At 60.9% G+C, this 21,165-nt stretch carries 19 protein-coding genes; all 19 read left to right on the top strand.

What is annotated here, in order from left to right; genetic code table 11:
• The first annotated feature begins 147 nt into the window (after positions 1–147).
• The 19 genes from EP30_RS01015 (at position 148) to clpX (ending at position 20,745) form a co-directional block, all read left to right on the top strand.
• On the top strand, positions 148–4,077 hold the full coding sequence (locus EP30_RS01015; RefSeq protein ID WP_140555381.1) for a phage tail tape measure protein: 3,930 nt from the start codon (positions 148–150) through the stop codon (positions 4,075–4,077).
• Between the two features lie 15 nt (positions 4,078–4,092).
• Positions 4,093–4,896 (top strand): hypothetical protein, encoded by an 804-nt coding sequence (locus EP30_RS01010; protein WP_140555379.1) that lies wholly within the window; start codon positions 4,093–4,095, stop codon positions 4,894–4,896.
• Positions 4,897–4,913: 17 nt separating this feature from the next.
• Positions 4,914–9,143 (top strand): hypothetical protein, encoded by a 4,230-nt coding sequence (locus EP30_RS01005; protein ID WP_140555377.1) that lies wholly within the window; start codon positions 4,914–4,916, stop codon positions 9,141–9,143.
• 8 nt (positions 9,144–9,151) lie between these two features.
• Entirely contained in the window at positions 9,152–9,730 is a 579-nt protein-coding gene (locus EP30_RS01000; protein WP_140555375.1) for a hypothetical protein, read from the top strand.
• 19 nt (positions 9,731–9,749) lie between these two features.
• Positions 9,750–9,941: a hypothetical protein gene (locus EP30_RS00995; protein ID WP_140555373.1), complete on the top strand. Its 192-nt coding sequence runs from the start codon at positions 9,750–9,752 to the stop codon at positions 9,939–9,941.
• Positions 9,942–9,953: 12 nt separating this feature from the next.
• A complete protein-coding gene (locus EP30_RS00990; protein WP_140555371.1) occupies positions 9,954–10,682 on the top strand; it encodes a hypothetical protein in 729 nt (242 codons plus the stop codon).
• A complete protein-coding gene (locus EP30_RS00985) occupies positions 10,682–11,236 on the top strand; it encodes a hypothetical protein (protein WP_140555369.1) in 555 nt (184 codons plus the stop codon). Before EP30_RS00990 ends, EP30_RS00985 begins: the two co-directional genes overlap by 1 nt.
• A 121-nt stretch (positions 11,237–11,357) precedes the next feature.
• On the top strand, positions 11,358–11,765 hold the full coding sequence (locus tag EP30_RS00980; RefSeq protein WP_181160728.1) for a hypothetical protein: 408 nt from the start codon (positions 11,358–11,360) through the stop codon (positions 11,763–11,765).
• Positions 11,766–11,808: 43 nt separating this feature from the next.
• A complete protein-coding gene (locus EP30_RS00975) occupies positions 11,809–12,327 on the top strand; it encodes a hypothetical protein (RefSeq protein WP_140555363.1) in 519 nt (172 codons plus the stop codon).
• A gap of 30 nt (positions 12,328–12,357) precedes the next feature.
• A complete protein-coding gene (locus EP30_RS00970; protein ID WP_140555360.1) occupies positions 12,358–12,795 on the top strand; it encodes a hypothetical protein in 438 nt (145 codons plus the stop codon).
• Positions 12,792–12,941, top strand: a complete 150-nt coding sequence (locus tag EP30_RS10820; protein WP_181160727.1) for a hypothetical protein — start codon at positions 12,792–12,794, stop codon at positions 12,939–12,941. Before EP30_RS00970 ends, EP30_RS10820 begins: the two co-directional genes overlap by 4 nt.
• A gap of 158 nt (positions 12,942–13,099) precedes the next feature.
• The gene (locus tag EP30_RS00965; protein WP_140555358.1) at positions 13,100–13,945 is read left to right on the top strand and encodes a CHAP domain-containing protein; all 846 of its coding nucleotides are present in this window, start codon (positions 13,100–13,102) and stop codon (positions 13,943–13,945) included.
• A gap of 11 nt (positions 13,946–13,956) precedes the next feature.
• Complete coding sequence (locus EP30_RS00960) at positions 13,957–14,187, top strand: hypothetical protein (protein WP_140555355.1); 231 nt, start codon at positions 13,957–13,959, stop codon at positions 14,185–14,187.
• A 333-nt stretch (positions 14,188–14,520) separates the two neighbouring features.
• Positions 14,521–15,165, top strand: coding sequence for a DUF3000 family protein (locus EP30_RS00955; RefSeq protein WP_140555352.1), 645 nt, complete (start codon positions 14,521–14,523; stop codon positions 15,163–15,165).
• Between the two features lie 34 nt (positions 15,166–15,199).
• Positions 15,200–16,438: an HRDC domain-containing protein gene (locus tag EP30_RS00950; RefSeq protein ID WP_140555349.1), complete on the top strand. Its 1,239-nt coding sequence runs from the start codon at positions 15,200–15,202 to the stop codon at positions 16,436–16,438.
• Between the two features lie 51 nt (positions 16,439–16,489).
• Entirely contained in the window at positions 16,490–17,875 is a 1,386-nt protein-coding gene (tig, locus tag EP30_RS00945) for a trigger factor (RefSeq protein WP_094665179.1), read from the top strand.
• A gap of 196 nt (positions 17,876–18,071) precedes the next feature.
• Positions 18,072–18,692: an ATP-dependent Clp protease proteolytic subunit gene (locus tag EP30_RS00940; protein WP_094665181.1), complete on the top strand. Its 621-nt coding sequence runs from the start codon at positions 18,072–18,074 to the stop codon at positions 18,690–18,692.
• A gap of 2 nt (positions 18,693–18,694) precedes the next feature.
• Positions 18,695–19,348, top strand: a complete 654-nt coding sequence (locus EP30_RS00935) for an ATP-dependent Clp protease proteolytic subunit (protein WP_140555347.1) — start codon at positions 18,695–18,697, stop codon at positions 19,346–19,348.
• Positions 19,349–19,443: 95 nt separating this feature from the next.
• On the top strand, positions 19,444–20,745 hold the full coding sequence (clpX, locus tag EP30_RS00930; RefSeq protein WP_181160744.1) for an ATP-dependent Clp protease ATP-binding subunit ClpX: 1,302 nt from the start codon (positions 19,444–19,446) through the stop codon (positions 20,743–20,745).
• Positions 20,746–21,165: the final 420 nt, after the last annotated feature.

Genomic DNA, 21,165 nt, shown 5'->3' with positions numbered 1-21,165 from the left:
TGGATACTCGACCACTATCAGGGGCCGGGCATCATGCCGCCGATCCCTGACCCCGACGAACAGGCCCCTCCGACGGACGAGGAGCTGGCCCTGGCCAAAAGCCGGCTCAGCCCTATATTCGACGGACTCTAACGCAAAGGAGCAGCAATGGCAGGGGACGGCTCTGAAATCGCAACCGGCCACGTATCGATCTTCCCGGTACTCAAGGGCGTGCGCGCCGCCGTGGAAAAGGAGCTCAAGGCCTCCGGGAAAACCGGAGCCAGTGCGTTCAACTCGGCGTTCGGCGGACGAAAGCTCGGCCACGATTCCGGCCAGGATGTGGCCAAGGCCTTCGACGCCGCCACCCAGCAGATGGGCGAGCAGGCGTTCCGCAAACTCACCCAGGACGCCGCCAAAGCCAGCCAGCAGGTCGCCAAAGCAAGGGAAACGCAACGGTCCAGCGCCGCCGCAGTGACCATCGCAGAGCAGAAGCTCGCCGAAGCCATCGCCAAATACGGCGAGAACTCATCCCAGGCCATGAGCGCCCAGGAACGGCTCACCGCCGCCCAGCACAAGAACGAAACCGCCACGGAATCGCTCACGTCTGCACAGGACAAGCTGGCACGCGCCCGCAAGGCCGTCTTCGAAGCCGCATCACAGGTCGGCAAGACCGGGACCGAATGGCTCGGCGCTGAAACAGAACGGCTCACCGCGCGCGCAGTCCAGCAGCGGCAGACACTGGCCAACGCCGACAAGAACCTCGAAACGGCCGAACAGCGGCTCGCCGCCGCAGTCGAGAAATACGGCACCGGATCCATGCAGGCCGCCACCGCCGCGGCGAAGGTGGAATCGGCGCGCAGCCGACAGAAGACCGCGTCGGACAACCTCGCTCGGACCGAAAACGATCTCGAACAGGCACAAAAGGCCGCCAAGAGCGCCACCGATCAGACCGCCACGGCCATGAAAAACGGTGCCAGCGCCACCGACGTGCTCAAAAAGGGCATGGAATCGGCGGGAAACGCGGCAAGCGGCATCAAGAACAAGCTGGAGGACGCGACAGAAGGACTGCGAGGCTGGGCGCTGGGGGCCGCAGGATTCGCCGGCGTAGGGGCAACCATCGGAGCCGCGATCAGCTCGGGCCTCGACCAGGCCAATCTCGGCAACAAGCTCAAGGCTGCGCTCGGAGACGAACAGGCCGCTGCCGAGGCCGCGAACGTGGTGAGCCGCATCTACGCCGACGGATGGGGCGAAAGCCTCGACGAGGTCCGCGACGCCGTCACCCAGGTCAAGCACACCCTGCGCGATCTGGGAGACGACAGCGAAGAGAACCTCGAAACCATAGCGAGCAACGCGCTTGTCCTGTCCGACGTGTTCGGCGCGGACGTCAACGAAAGCGTGCGCGGCGTCAACGCGCTCATGAAGTGGTTCGGCCTCGATGCCACCGAGGCTACCGATCTGCTCACGGCAGGCATGCAGCGCGGTCTGAACTACACCGACGAACTTGGCGACAACCTGTCGGAATACGCAGGCCGCTGGGGCGAAGCTGGCATGAGCGCAAGCCAGTACTTCAGCCTCCTGCAAGCGGGAACGGACGCAGGAGCCTACAACCTCGACAAGGTCGGCGACTACCTCAATGAATTCCTCACCAGCCTCTCCGACGGCCGTATGGACGACTCCATCGGCAGGTTCAGCTCGAGCACGCAGCAGCTCTGGGAATCCTACAAGAACGGCGGGGCCACCGCCGGGGAGATGCTCAACGCCGTCATCGGAGACCTGAAAAACACGAAGAATGAAACAGAGCGTGCCGCCATAGCATCCGAACTCTGGTCGTCCCTCGGCGAGGACAACGCCATGGGCATGATCCTCGCACTGGGCGGCGTCGAGGACTCGTACAAGGACGTGACCGGAGCCGCCAAGGAAGCCGAGGAAAACAACCGCAGCATCCAGCAGTCCTGGCAGAAGATCAGCCGTACCGTCATGCAGTCCGTCGGCAAGGAACTCGCCCCGCTACTCGCAGATGTCGCCGACCAGATCGGAGCCCACGGCGACGAAATAGGGCAGAAGATCGGCGAGGCCGCGAAAACCGTGATCGACCTGGTCAAGGCATTCGCGGGCCTGCCCCAGCCGGTCCAGCTCGGCATCGCAGGCCTGGCGTTGTTCGGCGGCAAGATCAATAGCCTCCTCGGCATCGTGAAAACCTTGGGCGGTGGTCTCAAGCTCATCGGCACCGGAGCGAAAAGCGCTGCGAACCTCATCGGAAAGCTGGGATCCGGACTCTCGTCCAGCGGCAAGCATGCCGGCGACGCCGGAACCAAATTCGGCGGCCTCGCAGGAATGTTCGACCGCTCCGGCAGCAAGGCCAAGCATGCGACAGGCAACATCAAAACCGCAGGGGACACCATCTCCAACACCGGAGGCAAGGCGTCATCCGCCGGACGAAGCATAGGCGACGCCGCAGGCAAGGTCGATACCCTGTCCGACTCGCTGGACAACACCGGCAGCAAGGCCAAGAACGCCGCCGGCAACATCGATTCCGCCGGGGAAAAGGCCTCGGCGGCCGGAGGCAAGGCGTCCGGTGCCAGTCAGGGATTCAGCCTGCTCGGAGGCGCTCTCGGCGGCATCGCCATCGGAGTGGGACTCTATGCGCTCACCGACCTTATCGGGGAACTGACCGAGGGTTCGGAGAAGGCAGCCGCACTCAAAAGCAGCTTGGAAGAAGGCGGTTCCGCAGTCGCCGATTTCCTCCAGACCGCGGCATCCACCGGGGAAGGCCTCAACTGGGGATTCTTCGACACGATCAGCAGCGGCACTGCCAACTTCAACAGCATCCTGCAGGACAGCGGAGTGAACCTGAGCGTATGGAGCAGCGCGGTCACCGGCAGCCAGACGGCGGTCGACTCCTACAACACCAGCCTCGGGAACGCCTACCAAACAGGTCAGATTTCCCTCGACCAGTACGTGGCTGCGAAGAACGAGCTCGCCGAAATGCAGCAGGCCTATCAGGACGCGGCATGGCAGCAGAACCAGATGGTCGGAAGTCTGCAGTCCCTGCAGACGCTCCAGTCAGGTCTGAGCTCGTCCATGGGACAGCTCAACACAACCATCAAGGCGAACGGCACCACCCTCGACGAGTCCAGCGCCGCAGGCCAGGCCAACCGCGCAGCCATGGAATCGCTCGCCAACCAGGCCATCGCCACAGCGCAGGCAACCCTGCAGCAGGGCGAAGCCAACGGCAACATGAGCGAAGCCACCCAACAGGCCAAAAACAGCATCTACGAGGCCCGCGAAGCCATGGTGGAGGCCGCTCAACAATGCGGCATGAGCAAGGAGGAGGCCGACGAGTACGCCAACAGCCTCGGACTCATCCCCGGCGATGTCGGCACAACGATCACGCAGAACTCGCCCATGAACCAAGGCCAGGTGGAAGCCTACCTCAACACGTTGAACCTGACACCGCAGACCAAGGACACGGTCATGCAGGCATGGAAGGACGGCGCTATCAACAACATCAACGATCTGAACAACGCCATCCACAACGTGCCCAAGGAGAAGACCACCGACCTCAACGCCAAGGACAACGCCAGCAGGACCATCAATTCGATCAACGGACTGCTCAACCTCATCCCCGGCGTCAAGACCATCAAGCTCGTCGCCCAGTCGGTCGGCAACTGGTTCAACAAGAAAGCCGATGGAGGCGTCATCCGCAGGGCAGACGGGGGAGCGGTCATCCAACGGGCAACCGGAGGGGCGATACCCCGATTCGCGTCCGGCGGCAACCCCGGCGGCCTGCTCAAAGGTCCCGGCACCCCCACAAGCGACTCGATACCGTTGCTCGCCAGCACCGACGAATTCGTCATCCGAGCCGCGGCCGCCCGCCGACTCGGCATCGGCAAACTCGAACGCGCCAACGCCACAGGCCGATGGCCCGGCGAGGTTGACAGCCAGCAGATCGCTCAGGCCATCGCCACCGCCATCAGCGGGCTCCTGCAGGACGCGGGCACCACGAACGTCAACCAGACATTCATCTACCCCGCCATCGCACCCACATCCATATCCACACAGCAAAAACTCCAAACGGCAGCAATGCCCCAATGGTAGAAACGGAGGACTGGCATGCCGAAGGAAGTCTCATACAGCCTCAACGGCATGCCTCTCGACACCAGCGGATTCCACGTCACAGTCGGCACCACATGGCGAGCCGCCATCACCCCGCGCCGCACAGTCACCACGGTCCAGGGCCGTCACGGCAGCATCACCCCAGGAATGGCCCCACGATTCGACGAACGCGAAATCACCATCACCGCGCTCGCCCACGGAACAGAATCCACCACGATGACGGAACACTTCCTCCGCCTGCTCACCCTGCCCACCATCACCCTAGGCAAAACCGAACGGGACCTCGCCACAGGAACCAGCCGCACCATGAGCGCACGGGCCGAACTCACCAGCCTCACCGCCAACGACAACGAACGCCCCTACAAACCCCACGAACGGTACACGGCCGTACTCGCCCTGCCCGACGTGTTCTGGCAGGAAACAGCCCGTACCATCGAACTCCCCGCCACAGGAGGAACCCTACTCACCAACGGCAACGCAAACGCGCCCATCATCGACCCCATCATCAGACTCAACAACCCCACCGCCGTCACCATAACCAACCACGCCAGCGGCACCGACATCACCTGGGGAGGCGGGACCGACACCAGCAAGCCCTACCTCTTCCTCGACCCCGCCAACCTCACCGCATGGCGCAGCAACACCGCCACCGCATGGGACACCGGCACCAAAACATCCCCACCTGACTACACCAGCGAACCACTCGAGATCTGGCCCGACAACAACGGCACCTACACCATCAGCATCAGCCAGAACACCACACAGAAAGCCGCCATCCGCACCAAACCCGCATGGTGGTAAACACGACAGGAGCCCACATGAGCAAGCGCACCCTCCACGCACGACTCGCCGCCTACGAACCCTTCGGCACCCGCATCGGCATCCTGCCCCAACCCACCGCCTTCAACGCCAGCATCCTCCACAACGACGACGGTGCCCTCACCCTCACCTACAGCCGCAAAGCCCTCGCAGGAGACATCCTCGCCCGCACCCTCGAACACGGCCTCGAAATCGCCCTCGAAGTCAGCGACGGCACCAGCTACCACGAACCCCACAACGCCCGATACCTCGCCATCACCCGCAGCAACAACGCCACCGACGCCACCGACACCATCACCATCAATGCCCCCAGCATCTCCTGGCTACTCTCCAAAATCCTCAACAACGACACCAGCCACCTCATCGCAGACGGCGACAACAAAGGCAAACGAGCATTCCTCTCAGCCAACCCCGGCACCATCATCAAAACACTCCTCGACGAAAACAAAACCCGAAAAGGCGCAGCAACCGGAATCGCTACAGACTTCACCACCGGCACCGACAGCAACGGCGACAAATGGGCCAGCATCTACACCCTCTACTACAGCCTCGGAGTCAGCGTCCAAACCGCGCTCGCCAGCCTCGTCGGCGGAGGCGGAGCAGACTGGCGCACCAACGGACGCACCCTACAACTCTGGAACCCCGACAGCACAGCCCTCAGCCGCGACCTCAGCCCCACAATCCAACTGCGCTACCGACAGGACATCACCGACGCACCCAACGAAGAATCCATCAGCGACCTCAGCTCCGACATCCTCGTCGAAGGCGACAACGGCCTCATTTTCCGTGAAAACAACCCCGCCGCACCAACTCCATGGGGTCGCTGGGAATCCTATGTCTCACAAGGCGGCGTAAGCGACGAGGCCACCGCCAAATCCCTCATGCAAGCCACACTGGGAAACAGCGCCCGAGTCCGCGGCCAATACACACGCAGCCTCAATACCACCAACGTCGACACACTCCCACTCGTGGACTACCATCCCGGCGACTGGATCAGCGCACCCACCGTCAACCACGGCGAAAAAGTCCGCATCCAGGAAATCGACATCGCCTCCACCCAGGACGGCCTGACCGCCACCGTCACCCTCAACGACATCAAATACGACGCCCAGGTCAAAGCCAACAAGAAAATCCAGGGCATCACAGGAGGCGCCGCGCTCGCCGGCAGTGAGAACGGGCGGCCAGCCCCCGAGACCGACCATCGTGTGCCGCAGGCTCCGAAGGGCCTCGTGGTCGCATCCAGCGCCTACATCAGCAGTAACGGAACGGCGCTCGGCCTGGCCACGCTCCGATGGGACGCGGTTACCAAGGCCACTGACAACACCAGCATTGGCATCAGCCATTACATCGCCGCCTATCGCAAGAACCTCGCCGGAGCCCCATGGGTGTCGGCAGGAGTCTCCGACGCAACCGCCACGACAGTCGGCATCGGAGGACTCGAATGCGGTGTCGAATACGGATTCCGTGTACGCGCCGTGCCCACCTACAGCGACCAGATGGGGGAATGGTCCGACGTGACCACCGTGCGCATCGCAGCCGACACGACCCCTCCCAGCGTCCCGTCCAAGCCGATCGCGTCCAGCGAGCTCGGAGTCGCCGATGTGCAATGGGACGGACTCAATTCATCAGGCGGTCGCATGGAACTCGATTTCAGCCACTGCGAGCTCGGCATGAGCGAATCCAACGGCAACTGGTCGTACCGGGACAAGATCTCCACCGCGGCGGGGCACAGCATCATCACAGGACTCACCATCGGCAAGACCTACTGGTTCGCCCTGCGCAGCGTCGACCGATCCGGCAACAAAAGCGCCTGGAGCGCATCGGCCAGCGTGACGATTTCATCGGTCATCGACCCTGGCGAATTTGACGACATCAACCAGAGGATCGACCAGGCCGTTCAGGATATGACCGATCTGAGCAAGACGGTCACGTCGATCGATGGCAAGACCACGGTGAGCGGCAAGGCCCCGACGTCATCCGACACCGCGGGCAAACCGGAAGGTGCGATGTGGACGCAGATCGACGGCACCGGCAAGGTGCTCGGCATGTGGATGCTCAGCTCAGGCAAGTGGATCCGCACCACTCCGGAGATCCCCGACTCCATATTCGACGACGTCAATGATCGCATCAGCCAAGCCGAAAAAGACGTGGCCGACCTGTCGAAGACGGTCACGTCGATCGATGGCAAGACCACGGTGAGCGGCAAGGCCCCGACGTCATCCGACACCGCGGGCAAACCGGAAGGTGCGATGTGGACGCAGATCGACGGCACCGGCAAGGTGCTCGGGCGATGGTACCTACGAAGCGGGAAATGGCTCGCCGAAGCCAAGGACTCCTACACGCTGCCAGACTGGGTCAGGAACGACATCACCAGCGCGCTCACCGCAGCCAAGAACGCCCAGACCACCGCCGACGCGAAAAACCGGATCTATACGCAATCGGCCGAACCATCGCACTCCGGACTGGCCAATGGCGACCTGTGGCGCAAGACCGACTCAACCGGGACCATCATCGGCGAATACGTGTGGAACGGCAAGGCATTCACCGCGCACTCGCTGTCTGCCGACAGTGTCCTCCTGCCTGGAAGCCTGACCGGATCCACCCTGATCAAACCAGGAAGCATCACCGTGGGGACCATCCATATCGGTAATGGAGAGATCCTGACAGGGCTGCTCAATGCCCGTAAGATCACGACCAATGACATCAGCGCCAACGGTCTGGATGCAGGTGTGATCAAGGCCGGGTATCTGGATGCCGCGCGCATCAAGGCCGGGTCGTTGGACGCGTCGCAGGTGCTGGTCAATGGCAGCATCGGCAGTGTCCTGATCGCAGACGGTGCCATCACCGCCACCAACATCCGCATCGGTAATGGAGAGATCCTTGCGGAGCTGCTCAAGGTCCGCAAGATCACCACATCCGATATCACCACGGCAGGTCTGGATGCAGGTGTGATCAAGGCCGGGTATCTGGATGCCGCGCGCATCAAGGCCGGGTCGTTGGACGCGTCGCAGGTGCTGGTCAAGGGCAGCATCGACGGGGGAGTCCTCATCAAGGACGGCAGCATCCTCGCCAAGAACATTCATATCGGCAATGGAGAGATCCTCACCGAGCTGCTCAAGGCCAGGAAGATCACGGCCGACGACATCAAGGCCGGGACATTCACCGGCTACACGTTCACCGGTTCGATCTTCCAAAGTTCCACCTCCACGAACACCGGATGGAAGCTCAAGGGCGGAGCCCTCGACATGTGGGACTCCAGCCACAACCCCACCGTCCATCTCGATGGAGAAGGCAAAAGCAACCTCATCACCGGCACCTTCCAGACCGGCATGAGCGGCAACCGCGTCGTGGTCAGTCCCAACTTCTCCACAACCGTCGTCGGCGTGAACGCCTCATTCACAGGATCCGGCATCAGCTTCCCCCTGTCGGGCAGCTACCAGGCGGCACCGTTCATCGCCACCGAATCCACCGGCACCACCGAAGGCAACGTCTCAGCACTCATATTCCACAGCGGTCAAAGGGACTCCGGCGCGCTCGGAGTCGGCCACGGATACGGATCATTCGGCCGTATCGGCGTACGACGAGACAGCCAAAAACGCCAGCGCGCCACCGTCTACTTCATCGCAGGCGCCGACTACAGCCATCAAAACCCGGACACAAGCCAGCGAAAGTGGTACTCGGATCTCAGCCTGCTCACCCCAGACGGCAATGACACCACCAGTTTTCTCGAATCACATTCGCCCACGGTCTGGTCCCGCCACTGGAACAACGCATCCACCGAAAACGCCGGATGGCGCGTCGACAACTACAGCAGCAACTTCCACGCAGTCTGCGCAGGAAGCCTACCCGACCACTCCATCTACGCAAAAGTCGGAAACGCCAACGGCGAGGTCGGCATCACCGCCGACATCAACACGGGGTACCTATTCCTTGGAGGCTTCCTTGGAGGCCTACCCGGCCGGGCAACGTTTCAAACCGGAAACTGGGCACCATGGAGAGGCAGCTTCAAGCACAACTGGATGGGCAGCCCCGTCCGAGTCGGACTCAACCCCGCCAAATACGGGCACTACCACGCACTCGCCAACGCAGACTGCCCATACGCCGGCATCCAGGCCCACGTCACCAACACAGGCAACGCGTCATCCTTCGACGTCCTGTGCTGCAACCTCGACCCAAACGAATACAACGGCACCATCTGGTGCGACTACATCGCATTCCTCGAAAACTAGGACCACATATGCAAATCATCATCGAAAACGAGACCCTCACCCTCCGCCCATCACCAGGGGAAACCGGAGGGCTGACCTGCAAACTCACCACCCTCGCAGCATGGCGAGAACTGCTCGGATGCACCACCAACACCGAAACCATCGCCATGATGCTCGCCGCGCAGGACCCAGGCATCCTCAACACCAAAACCAGCGAAAACGCATGGACACCCGCCTACACACAACTCGAACAAAACCAGCTCAACAACCTCAACCAAACCTCCCTCGCATCACTCCACCGAGCCATCAACCCCAAGACACGAGCCCTCAGCATCGACGGACGCGCCACCACACGACGCCTCCTCGGACTGCCAGGAACCCCAACCAACGACTACGAAACCACAGCACAACAAGCCCGAGCCACGGCCCTCGCACTCGCTGACGACACACCAACCGCCGACGAACAGACAGTGCCGCTACCGGACACCGTGAACGTAACCGAACTGGAAAACCTGCTCGCGAAATACTCCGATGCCATCGACGAAGCGCGGACCATGTTCGTGGAATCCCTCGTCACCGTCCGCCACCGCCCCATACCACAGCAATAACCAACGGAAAGGAGACCACATGGCCACACGATCCTCCGATGCCATCCCCGCCAATGCAGGCACCATCATCACCCAACTCGCCAACCGCATCGCCCAACTGGAACAGCGGAACGCACTCCTGCAGGCACAGATCGAAACCCTCATAAACACCATCCCAGACGACACCTGGGCCACCATCACCGGCACAACGCCGGACAACAACGAGGAATAGGAAGGACACCCCATGACCAAGATCAAAGTCACCATCCTCTCCCATGACAACGGCGGGGCCGTACCCGTGCCCAACGGCTCGGTCAGATTCGCCCCGGTCCGACGCCACATCACCGGCAACAACGTCTTCGCAGCCAAATCATTCACCGCCAACCTCGATGACAACGGCACCGTCACCGTTGACCTTGCCCCAACCGACGACACCTGGGCCTGGCACGCAACCGAACTGCCAGGCACCCCATACGCCTACGACAGGTACTTCGAGGTCCCCGACAGCACGACCCAACTCGAATACGCCAGCCTCACCGACATCAACCCCACAACCCTGGTCCCCGTGGAAATGGACGGCGGAACCCTGCTCCGCTGCTACCGAGCAGCCAACCAACAGGACGCCGAAACCTACAGCGCCGCACACCCCAACGTCCTCGTGTTCTACGACGAGACCCAGGCCTCCACAATCGCGACCGACGCCCTAGCCACCATCGCCCAGGCCGCAGCAGACGCCCAGACCAAAACTCGACAAATCACCGCCCTGAAGGCGACCGCAGAATCCAACGCCGACACCGTCAATACGCTGAGCGGCGAAGCCAGAGCCAACGTCAGGGCAATCACCCACCAAGCCCAAACCGTGGCCGACAGCGCACAGGACGCCATCACCCGCATCGACAAAGCCGTCAAAACCGTCGAAGACGCCGCCCAAAACGCCACCGGCAACAACGACGACGAAGAGGGAGCTCTCTGATGCCAGTCCTGCTAGCAAACAAAACAATCCCAAAACCCATCCGCAACGGACACCCACACAACGCAATCTACAACGGAAAAATCCTCTGGCCCTCACCCAAGGACACCGTCACCGCAATCCGCATCACCACCATCGACGGGGCCACCCCGCCCACGAGCCTGCCGGTCAACGGCAGCGTCCAACTCGCGGCCACGGCCACATACGGCGACAACCACACCGAAACACTCACCACCGAGGGAGTCACATGGCGCTCGCTGGATACGGGTGTGGCGACCATGCGGGGCAACACGCTCGCCTGGGCGCATGGCGGCACCGCGCTGGTCACCGCCACCGTGAACGGGTTCACGTCCGCGGCGGTGTCGGTCGCATGCGCATACGCTCCCGAATCGATCAGCGTCAGCCCCAACCCGGTCATCGTGCGTGTGGGCCAGAGCGTGGCCGTCGCAGTGAGCGTGCTGCCCGCTACCGCCAATCAGGAATATGCGGCGAGCATCCAGGACACGGGAATCGCCGAATTGAGGGAGCCGACCCGCCTCACGCGGGAGGACGACTAGAAAGGAGCCTCATCATGGCCGAAAACCATCAGGGGGGTGGATTCGCGTCACCGGCGTCACGGCCGGTGAGACGACCCTGGTCCTGACCGCCGGCACCGTCACCACACGCGTGCCCGTCAGCGTGCTGGACGCGAACGCCATAGCCAACGGCACGTTCGACACGCTATCCGGGTGGCAGACCAGCGGGGACGTGAAGAACGACAGTACGAGCATCGGCACCGGCCTGTACTCGCCGCCGTTCGGCAACGTTGGCACCGGCGCGTCCGTCAGCCAGCACGTCGATCACCTGCCCGCAGGCTCCACGCTCCTGCTGAGCGCGAACCTCATGAACAACGCGGACACGAAACGCAGCATCGAGGTCGCGTGCGACGGGCGCGTTGTCGGCACGCTCGACTCGAGGGAGACCTCGAAAGCATGGGCCGTCGCCACGCTCGAGTTCACGTCCCCCGCCGACGATTTCACGCTGACCCTGACCGCGCGCGGCGGCTACATGCGAGTCGACGACGTGAGACTAGTCATCAAACCCTGAGCCCCTATGACAGGGGCTCCCATCTCAGAGAGGAGACCCCGTCATGGGATCCATCACCGTCACCGGGCTGGCCATGGGCGACACCGGGCTGACCGTCACCAGCAGGACCGTGCCGTCCGTCAAAACCATCGTGCCGGTCACGGTACGCTCGCGCAATCTGCTCTCCTACGGGCCCGCGAACGTCTCCGGCCTGGCGTGCACCGTCAACACGGACGGGAGCCTGCATTTGTCCGGCACGCCAACCGCGATCTGGTCCGGCGTCAAATGGCGTTTCCCCGCGCCAGCCGACTCGGGCACGATCAGCATGAGCTCCAAAAGAAACATCCCCGGCATCAGCCTGAGCATGAAGTTCTACGACGCGCAGGGGCAGAAGGTCGGCGACCAGCTGACCCCGGGCAAGCCCTTCACGATCCCCGACGGAGCGACCCAATGGCAGCTCGAGCTCCTGTGCAACACCACGCCCCAGCCGGTCGACGCGGACCTGCACGTGCAGGTCGAGACCGGCGACACCAGCCACGAGTGGATGCGCCCCGACGTCACCACCATCCAAGGCGGCGCATAAGCCCCCGCCGTTCACGATCGAAAGGACATCATGCCGTTTCCCCAGTTGTTCGCGTCGCCGGAGTTCTGGACCGCGGTCACCGTCGCGTCGGTCGGTTCGGGCGGTGTCATGGCCTGGATCCTGCGCCGGGTCGACCGGCATCTGGACAGGCATGACATGACCATCACCCGTGACGAGCTCGACCGTGCCCTGGCATCCTCGCCGGTGATCGTCTCGCTCGAGGCCAAGCTGGACCGGGATTTCGCCCGGCTGGACGAGTCGGACCGCGACCGTCGCGCCATCCGTCTGGACGTGCTCCGCATCGAGATGTTCGCGCACACCAATACTCGCACCCAGCACGAACGCCAGCTGGAGGCGGGGCGCGAGTATCTGGCTCTCGGCGGCAACGGGCTGGGCCACGCCAGGTACGACGCGCTCAAACAGGACTACGTGCGCAGGGAAACGTCCGATGACTGGGAGTACCGATGACGGTCAGCGACATCATCCGACGCGTCATCGTCATCCTGCTCGCGGTCCTCGCCCTCGTGGCCATGGTCCTGCTGGGCGTGATCCTGCTGGTCGTGCTCCTGCGTGGGCTCGCCCTGCTGATCGCGCTCCCGTTCCTGCTCCCATAACCCATCGACCCATCTCACAGGATGGGCCACATTGCCCCGATACGGGGCGGAAAGGAGGTCGATCATGGTCGACCCAGCAAGTGAGGACACGCTCGTGTCCGATTCCAGTCAGGCGGACAACGTGGCCGACATGGCCGAACCGGTGGAGGTGATGCACAGTGGCGACGGCGAATGACGTCCTGAGGATCGCGGCGGGCGAAATCGGCTACAGCCGGTGGACCGATCCCGAACCCGGCACCAGATACGGCCGCTGGTACGCACAGTCGCACGGATCGTATTTCGGCACGAGCGGCGTGCCGTTCTGCGCGATGTTCGCGTCATGGTGCCTCGACCGTGCCGGACAGTCGTTCCCCGGCATGCCCGCCGCGTACGTGCCCTACATCCTGCGCGACGGGCGCAACGCCGGCCGACAGGTCGACACCCGTGGCGCGCAGCCCGGCGACCTCGTGATCTTCCAATGGGACTCCGGCCCGGTGGACCACATTGGCTTCGTCGAGATCAACCGCGGTGGATATCTGCAGACCATCGAGGGCAACACCAACAACGGCTCGGTGGCCCGCCGCACCCGATCATGGAACGTGGTCGCGGCGATCCTGCGCCCCGCGTACGACGGCATCACCGGCAGCCTGTCCGGCCTCACCAGTGGCCAGCTCGCGGTGGACGGGTCATGCGGCCCGGCGACCATCGGCCGCTGGCAGCAGATCATGGGCACGCCCGTGGACTGCGTCGTGACCGGCCAGGTACGCCCGTCCGGATACGCACGCCCCGCGCTCCAGTCCTACGCGTACGGCGGCGACGGCAGCCAGCTCATCCTCGCCACCCAGCGGATCCTCAAAAACGAGGGATTCTACTCCGGCCAGCTCGACGGGCTCGCCGGCCCCAAATACATCGACGGCCTGCACCGCCACCTCGGCGTCGCCACCCCCGACATGCGCCCATGGACCAACTGGGGATACGGGCTCGGCCAGGCCATCCAGCGCAGGCTCAACGAAAACCGATTCTAGGAAGGAGACACATGCCCGACGACACCACGCAGCACTCGGACGGCACCACAACCTACACGCCCGTGTTCAACGACACCGTCCGAACGATCATCTACATCGTGACGCTGATCGCCGGCGTGATCGGCCTCGGCGTCAGCGCGTTCGGCGACCCGCAGGTCGGCGCCTACATTTCGAGCGCGGCCGGCATCATCGCCGCAGCGTTCGGCGTCACCTACAACCCAATGCGACTCGGTGGCAAATAACCGCCACCAGAATGTCCTAATGGAATAATTGACGCACCGAATACAGAATCGCCCCTCTGGAACGCAGCCGGAAAAACTGCGTTCCAGAGGGGCGATTCTGCGTTTCCGGCATTGGACCTGCCCCATGGAGACCACGTCGCGATTGATCTCCTGCATAGTCGGATCGTGGAGCATTTCACTGGCGGCCATCCAGAATACGCGCCAGCGCATTGGGGGAGCGCCCGCGGAGCCGCTCCCTTATAATAAGGAGTGCACAACAAAATAGAGTGCACTTAGAGTGCAACAGAATTTCAATCCCAAGAAACAGTAGTCACAGGGGCTAATGTTGGGTATATGGCCGAGATATTCACGTTCCCTATCGGCCGGTCATCGCAGACCGCCGGTGCTTCGCGTGCAGCCTCCATCGAGGATGATCGTGGAATGACGGTGCCCAGCAATGTGTTGCGCTCCGTTGAATCGGTGCGTGCCATGAGGCAGCGTTCCGGCGTCATATATCGCGAGATTCCTGTGCCCCTGACGTTGTCGGACTACGGGATCGGTGCTCAGATCGACGTCAACAATGGATCCCCTGTTCATTCCTGCGGGTGGATCATGGTGTTGTATTCCGAACATCCTCGAACCGAATGGGGGTCGAGATGGCGGTGCGTGGCTTACGGTTCGGTGAGAATTTCCGGTTCCGAACACAATGGTCTGACCCCGCCGATGATGTGGGATTGGCTGGAGCGTTCCATTACGGGAATCAACGAGGAAACCCTTGGTGGTACGGTAAGTCTTAATCGCAACACGTCCTTTGGATCGCTGTCCGACCCGGCGGGAGATCCTCCGCGTTTCGATTGCGAGCTACGAGTCTCCTGGACTCCTCTCGAAGAGAAGGGGGGATGGGTGGACGCCGGCACTCAGGTGGACGTGTGGGCAAGATTCCTGGAATCTTTGACAACGAACGACGAATTGGAAGAACCAATCAGTGACAGAGAGTAAAGAGCCGCATCTGCTTAAGGAACCCCGTGGAGGGGTGCCGGACGTGATCGATACGATCGAAGGATTTGACGCCGTCGTCGAGCGCTTCGCCAATGCCGAGGGGCCGGTGGCTGCCGACGCGGAACGTGCATCGGGTTTTCGATATGGACATGACGACTGGCTTGTGCAATTCAAAAGGGAGGGGGCCGGCATCGCGCTGTTTGATTGCATGGCGCTGAAACAAGCCGGTGCGAACTGGTCCGATTTCAATGAGGCTGTACGCGGCGAGGATTGGATCATACACGATTCACTGCAGGATCTCCCTGGGTTCTTTGATCTTGGCATGCGTCCGGATGCGGTGTTCGACACTGAAGTGGCGGCTCGTCTACTTGGCAATACCCGGTTTGGTCTGGCTGCGGTCACCGCGAAATATCTCGGATTGGTATTGGCGAAAGAGCATTCCGCAGCTGATTGGTCCTATCGTCCATTGCCCCGTGACTGGAGGAACTATGCGGCATTGGACGTAGAGGTACTGATTGAACTGCGGTCGATGCTGCTTGCCGAGTTGAAGTCGCAGGGGAAGGAGGAATGGGCCCGCGAGGAGTTCGCCTATCTTCGGGACAAGGGACTGCAGCCGCGAAAACCGCATCCGGAACCATGGCGGCGGGTGTCACGTATCACCTCGTTGAGCAATGATTCCCGAGCCCTTGCCGTGGTGCGCAGTCTGTGGACCGTTCGTGACCATTGGGCGCGTCGTTTGGATATCGCACCCTCGTTGTTACTGTCGGATGCCGCCATGATCGAAGCAGGGCAGCGCAAGCCGAGGAATATACGGGCCTTCAGCGCGATTCGTTCACTGAATCAGCGGGTTCGCATGCATACCGGCGGGGAACAGGACAAGATGTTCGAACGATATGCGCCATTGCAGCGTCAGGTTAAGCCGTCCGTATGGCGCCAAGCCATTCTCGAGGCACTGTCGTTGCCTTCCTCCGAACTGCCGGTGACGTCCCCGCAGCCTTCCCACGAAGAGGGGAATGCTCCTCGCTCCATGAAATACTGGAGGGAACATCATCCTGAGCGCTTTGCTCGTCTGCAGGCTGCGAAAGAGGTGATTGTGCAGATCGGTGAGGACACTAGGACGCCTGTAGATGTGATCCTCAAGCCGCAGATTCTTCGTAATCTCTGCTGGGCCGACCCGGTTCCGGATAGCGTCTCCGATTTCCTGACATCGCAAGGAGCTAGAAACTGGCAGGTTTCGCTCATTGCAGAGTCCGTGAGTAGGGTTATAATGTAACGGTTGCCTTGAATGGCTTAACAGAATGTTTTTAACGAATTGGAGCGCAGAGTGAAAATCAGCGTGAGGAATCTCGAACCCACCAAGGTTCGTCTGACCGTGACCGTAGATCCTGAAGAGTTCGAGCCGTATCTTGACGCGGCCCGCAAGGAGATCGCCAAGCAGGTGAACATCCCAGGCTTCCGTAAGGGTCATGTCCCCGGCAAGATCATCGATCAGCGCATCGGCTTCGCTTCCGTCGCCGGTGAGGCTATCAACAACGGCATCGGTGAGCTGTACTCCAAGGCTGCTGAGCAGAAGGAGCTGCGTCCGATGGACCAGCCCCAGCTGGATGTCAAGGAAGTTCCTTCCTCCGCTAAGGACGACACCCGTCTAAAGTTCACGGCTGAAGTTGAGGTCCGCCCGAAGTTCGATCTGCCTGAGCTGGACGGCATGCGCATCGAGGTGGCCAAGCCGGCCGTGTCCGACGAGGATGTGAACGCTCGTCTGGAGAACCTACGTCAGCGCTTCGGCACTCTGGTTGGCGTTGATCGTCCCGCCACCAAGGGCGATTTCGCCAACATTGATCTCGCTGCCGAAATCGATGGCGAGTCCGTCGATTCCCAGGAAGGCGTGAGCTACGAGCTGGGCTCGGGCACCATGCTCGATGGTCTTGATGAGGCTCTCGACGGTCTGTCCGCGGGCGAGGAGACCACCTTCGAAAGCACTCTCGAGGGTGGCGACCATGCCGGTCAGAAGGCTCAGGTCAAGGTCAAGGTCAACTCCGTGAAGGCTGAGGAGCTGCCGGAGCTGAACGATGACTTCGCTCAGGAAGCCTCCGAATTTGATACTCTCGACGAGTTGAAGGCTGATGTGCGCAAGCAGTGCGAGCGCGACGCCGAAGGCCGTCAGGCCACCGAGGCCCGTGATGCGTTCATCGCCAAGCTGCAGGAATCCGTGGAGATCCCGGTTCCGAAGGGCATCAAGCAGAATCTTGCCGCTGAGCACCTGAAGTCCCTGACCCCGGATCCGGAGTCTGCCACCGATGAGCAGAAGAAGGAAGCCGAGGAGTCTGCGGAGAAGGAGCTTCGCGACCAGATCACCCTCGACACTCTTGCCGAGAAGCTTGACGTCAAGGTTTCCCAGTCCGACGTGATGAACTTCCTTGCCTCCATTGCCCAGCAGTACGGCATGGAACCGAACCGCTTCATCAGCGCCATCATCCAGAACGGCCAGATTGGTTCTGCCGTGCAGGAAGTCGGCCGTTCCAAGGGTATGCTTGCCGGTATGCGCGCCGTCGTGTTCGTGGATCCGGAAGGCAACGAGCTCGATCTGAGCCAGTTCCTCGGCGAGGATGAGGCCGAAGCCGAGGCTCAGGAAAGCGTGGAAGCCGCATCCGCCGCCGCTGCCGTGGCTGACGAGATCGCCTCTGAGGACAAGGCCGAAAACGCCGACTGATGCTAATCGCATAGGCGACATCATCAGATGAGAAAGGGTCGGAACCGATGGTCATGCAGTCGGGCTCCGACCCTTTTTGTCGTATCGTAGCGTCGGTCTTCCCGGCGACACTCCTACGCAGTGAGCCGAAAACGACTTGTCCGTCGAATTCAGACGGTAGTCTGAAAATCATCAGAATCGCAACAAAGGAGACAAGGTGAGCAACACGTTTGCGCCTCTGCCCGTCATGGCCGGTGAGGACATGCCCGCGGGGCCCGTCGATCCGATTTTCAACAGGCTTCTCAAGGATCGCATCATCTGGATGGGCGAGGAAGTCAAAGACGATATGGCGAATCGCATCTGCGCGCAGATGCTGATGCTTGCGGCCGAGGATCCAAAGAAGGATATCTGGCTGTACATCAATTCCCCCGGTGGCTCCATCACCGCCGGTATGGCCATCTATGACACCATGCAGCTCATTGAACCCGACGTCGCTACCGTTGCCGTCGGTATGGCGGCGTCGATGGGACAGTTCCTCCTGTCCAGTGGTACGCCGGGCAAGCGATTCATCACCTCTCACGCGCGTGTGCTGATGCACCAGCCGTCCGGCGGTGTCGGTGGTACGTCCACTGACGTTCGTATCAGTGCCGAGCTCATCATGGATATGAAGAAGACACTGTCCGAACTCACCGCACAGCAGACCGGTCATACGGTGGAGGAGATCTACCGCGACAACGAATACGATCACTGGTTCACCGCGCAGCAGGCGCTGGATTATGGTTTCGTCGACAAGATCGTGACCACGCCTGGCACCATGAGCACACAGAAGGGTGAATGATTATGGCATCCGAAGAAGCACAGTACATTGCGCACGCCCAGCGTCTTGCCGGGGGCATGCCGCAGGCTCGCTATATCCTCCCGCAGTTTGAGGAGAAGACCCCGTACGGGTTCAAGCGTCAGGATCCCTACACCAAGCTGTTCGAGGATCGCATCATCTTCATGGGCGTGCAGGTTGACGACGCTTCCGCCGACGACATCATGGCGCAGCTGCTGGTTCTTGAAAGCCAGGACCCGAATCGTGATGTGATGATGTACATCAATTCCCCCGGCGGGTCCATGACCGCTATGACCGCCATCTACGACACCATGCAGTACATCAAGCCCGATGTGCAGACCGTTTGCCTCGGACAGGCTGCATCCGCCGCCGCCATTCTGCTTGCGGCAGGCACTCACGGAAAGCGACTGATGCTGCCCAATGCGCGTGTGCTGATCCACCAGCCCGCAATGGGACAGGATTTCGGCAAGGCCACCGAGATCGAGATTCAGGCTCGTGAGATGCTGCGACTGCGTACCTGGCTCGAAGAGACGTTGGCCAAGCATACGGGACAGGACATCGAAAAGATCCGCAAGGATATCGAGGTGGACACGATCCTTACCGCATCCCAGGCGAAGGAATACGGCATCGTGGACGAGGTTCTCGAAACCCGGCAGTGATATATTGCGATTCGTATGGCAGGGGCTGAACGTCTGTTTCGGGCGTTTCAGCCCCTTTGCGAATCGAATTTCATCGATCTTCCAGAGGAATACCCATGGGACGAGTAGTCAGTTACAGCGAGGACACTCCGCGATGCACGTTCTGCGGCAAGAGCGAACATCAAGTTCATAAATTGGTCACCGGTCCCGGTGTGGCCATTTGTGATGAATGCATAGAACTATGCGTTGATATCATCTCCGACGAGCGACGGGATGATGCGGAGATGAACGCGTTGCACCTGCCGTACCCCCGTCAGATATTCGAGTATCTGGACCGTTACGTCGTCGGTCAGACGGAAACCAAGCGGACGCTATCCGTTGCGGTATACAATCATTACAAACGTGTCAACATGGGACTCCGCGACCAAGCCGCAGCGCTTTCAACGAAACAGAACAAGACACAGGATCCTTTTGCCGACGTCGAAGTCGCAAAATCGAATATTCTGCTCCTTGGCCCCACGGGGGTTGGGAAAACCTACCTGGCACAGACTCTGGCCAAGGTCATGAACGTCCCGTTCATTATCGCCGACGCTACGACCTTTACGGAGGCCGGATACGTCGGTGATGATGTGGAGACTATACTGCAACGCCTCATTCAGGCGGCCGGTGGTGATGTGGAACGAGCGAGCAAGGGCATCATCTATATCGATGAAATCGACAAGATCGCTCGTAAATCCGGGGAAAACACCTCCATCACTCGTGATGTCTCCGGGGAGGGCGTGCAGCAGGCTCTGCTAAAAATCATCGAGGGAACCGTCGCCAATGTGCCTATGGAGGGTACTCGCAAGCACAAGGATCTGGAAACGGTCCGCATCGATACCAATGACATTCTGTTCATCTGCGGAGGTGCGTTCGTAGGCCTTAAGGACATCATCGAGCAGCGACTTGGCAAATACGAGAGTGGATTCAATTCCACGTGGAGACAGACTCCGGTTCCTGATTCCGAGATACTGCATCAGGTCAGTGCGGATGATCTGTCCGATTTCGGACTATTGCCGGAATTCATCGGTCGTCTTCCCGTGATCAGTGTGCTGGATGATCTGACCGAGCGTGATTTGGAACAGATCCTTCAATGTCCATCTAATGCTTTGGTCAAGCAGTATCAAAAGCTTTTCGCTATCGATGGCGTGAAGCTCTCCTTTACCGATAAGGCCATATCGGCGATTGCACATACGTCGATGCTGCAGGGGACCGGTGCCAGGGGATTGAGATCGATTATCGAGAAGACGTTGGAGGACATCATGTTCCAGCTTCCCGAATTGAATGACGTGGAGGAAGTGATCGTGGATGAGCATTCCGTAAAGGAACACGCCATGCCACGAATCATTACGCGTACGGATGTTCGACAAGAGGCATGAATTCGGGATCTCCTGCATGGTTTGCATCGTCCTCTACTGCTCACAGGGGCGGCGCATAGCACGACTAGGAGGGAGATTTACCTCAATGGCTTTGTTTCCGTGATCGATTTCAGAGTTTTTCGCTCATTGATGGTGGGGATTCGGCTTGTGCTGGATCCCCACCTTTTGTTTTCCCGATGACCTTCCGGGATGGGGGTACTCGGCCTAACGGTCTGTTGGTGCACTAGGGATTGCAGCTGACTGGTAGTGATGTTGGCAAGTGGCTGAGATTCGCTTGCAGTCGAACCCATTGCCGTGGCTGGGGGATAGTTTCTTATCTAAATATGTGATGAATGTGTGTTGTCTGGTGATGGAATGGTCGGTGTATGGGTGTTGTGTGGTGTGGTGTTGGTGGGTAGTGTGGTGGTGGACGTGGTTTTT

The sequence above is a fragment of the Bifidobacterium sp. UTCIF-39 genome (genome assembly GCF_006408715.1).
In the GTDB taxonomy this organism is placed as follows: Bacteria; Actinomycetota; Actinomycetes; order Actinomycetales; family Bifidobacteriaceae; genus Galliscardovia; species Galliscardovia tissieri.
Note: the sequence above shows the minus strand (reverse complement) of the source record. Positions and strands in the feature narration are given on the sequence as shown.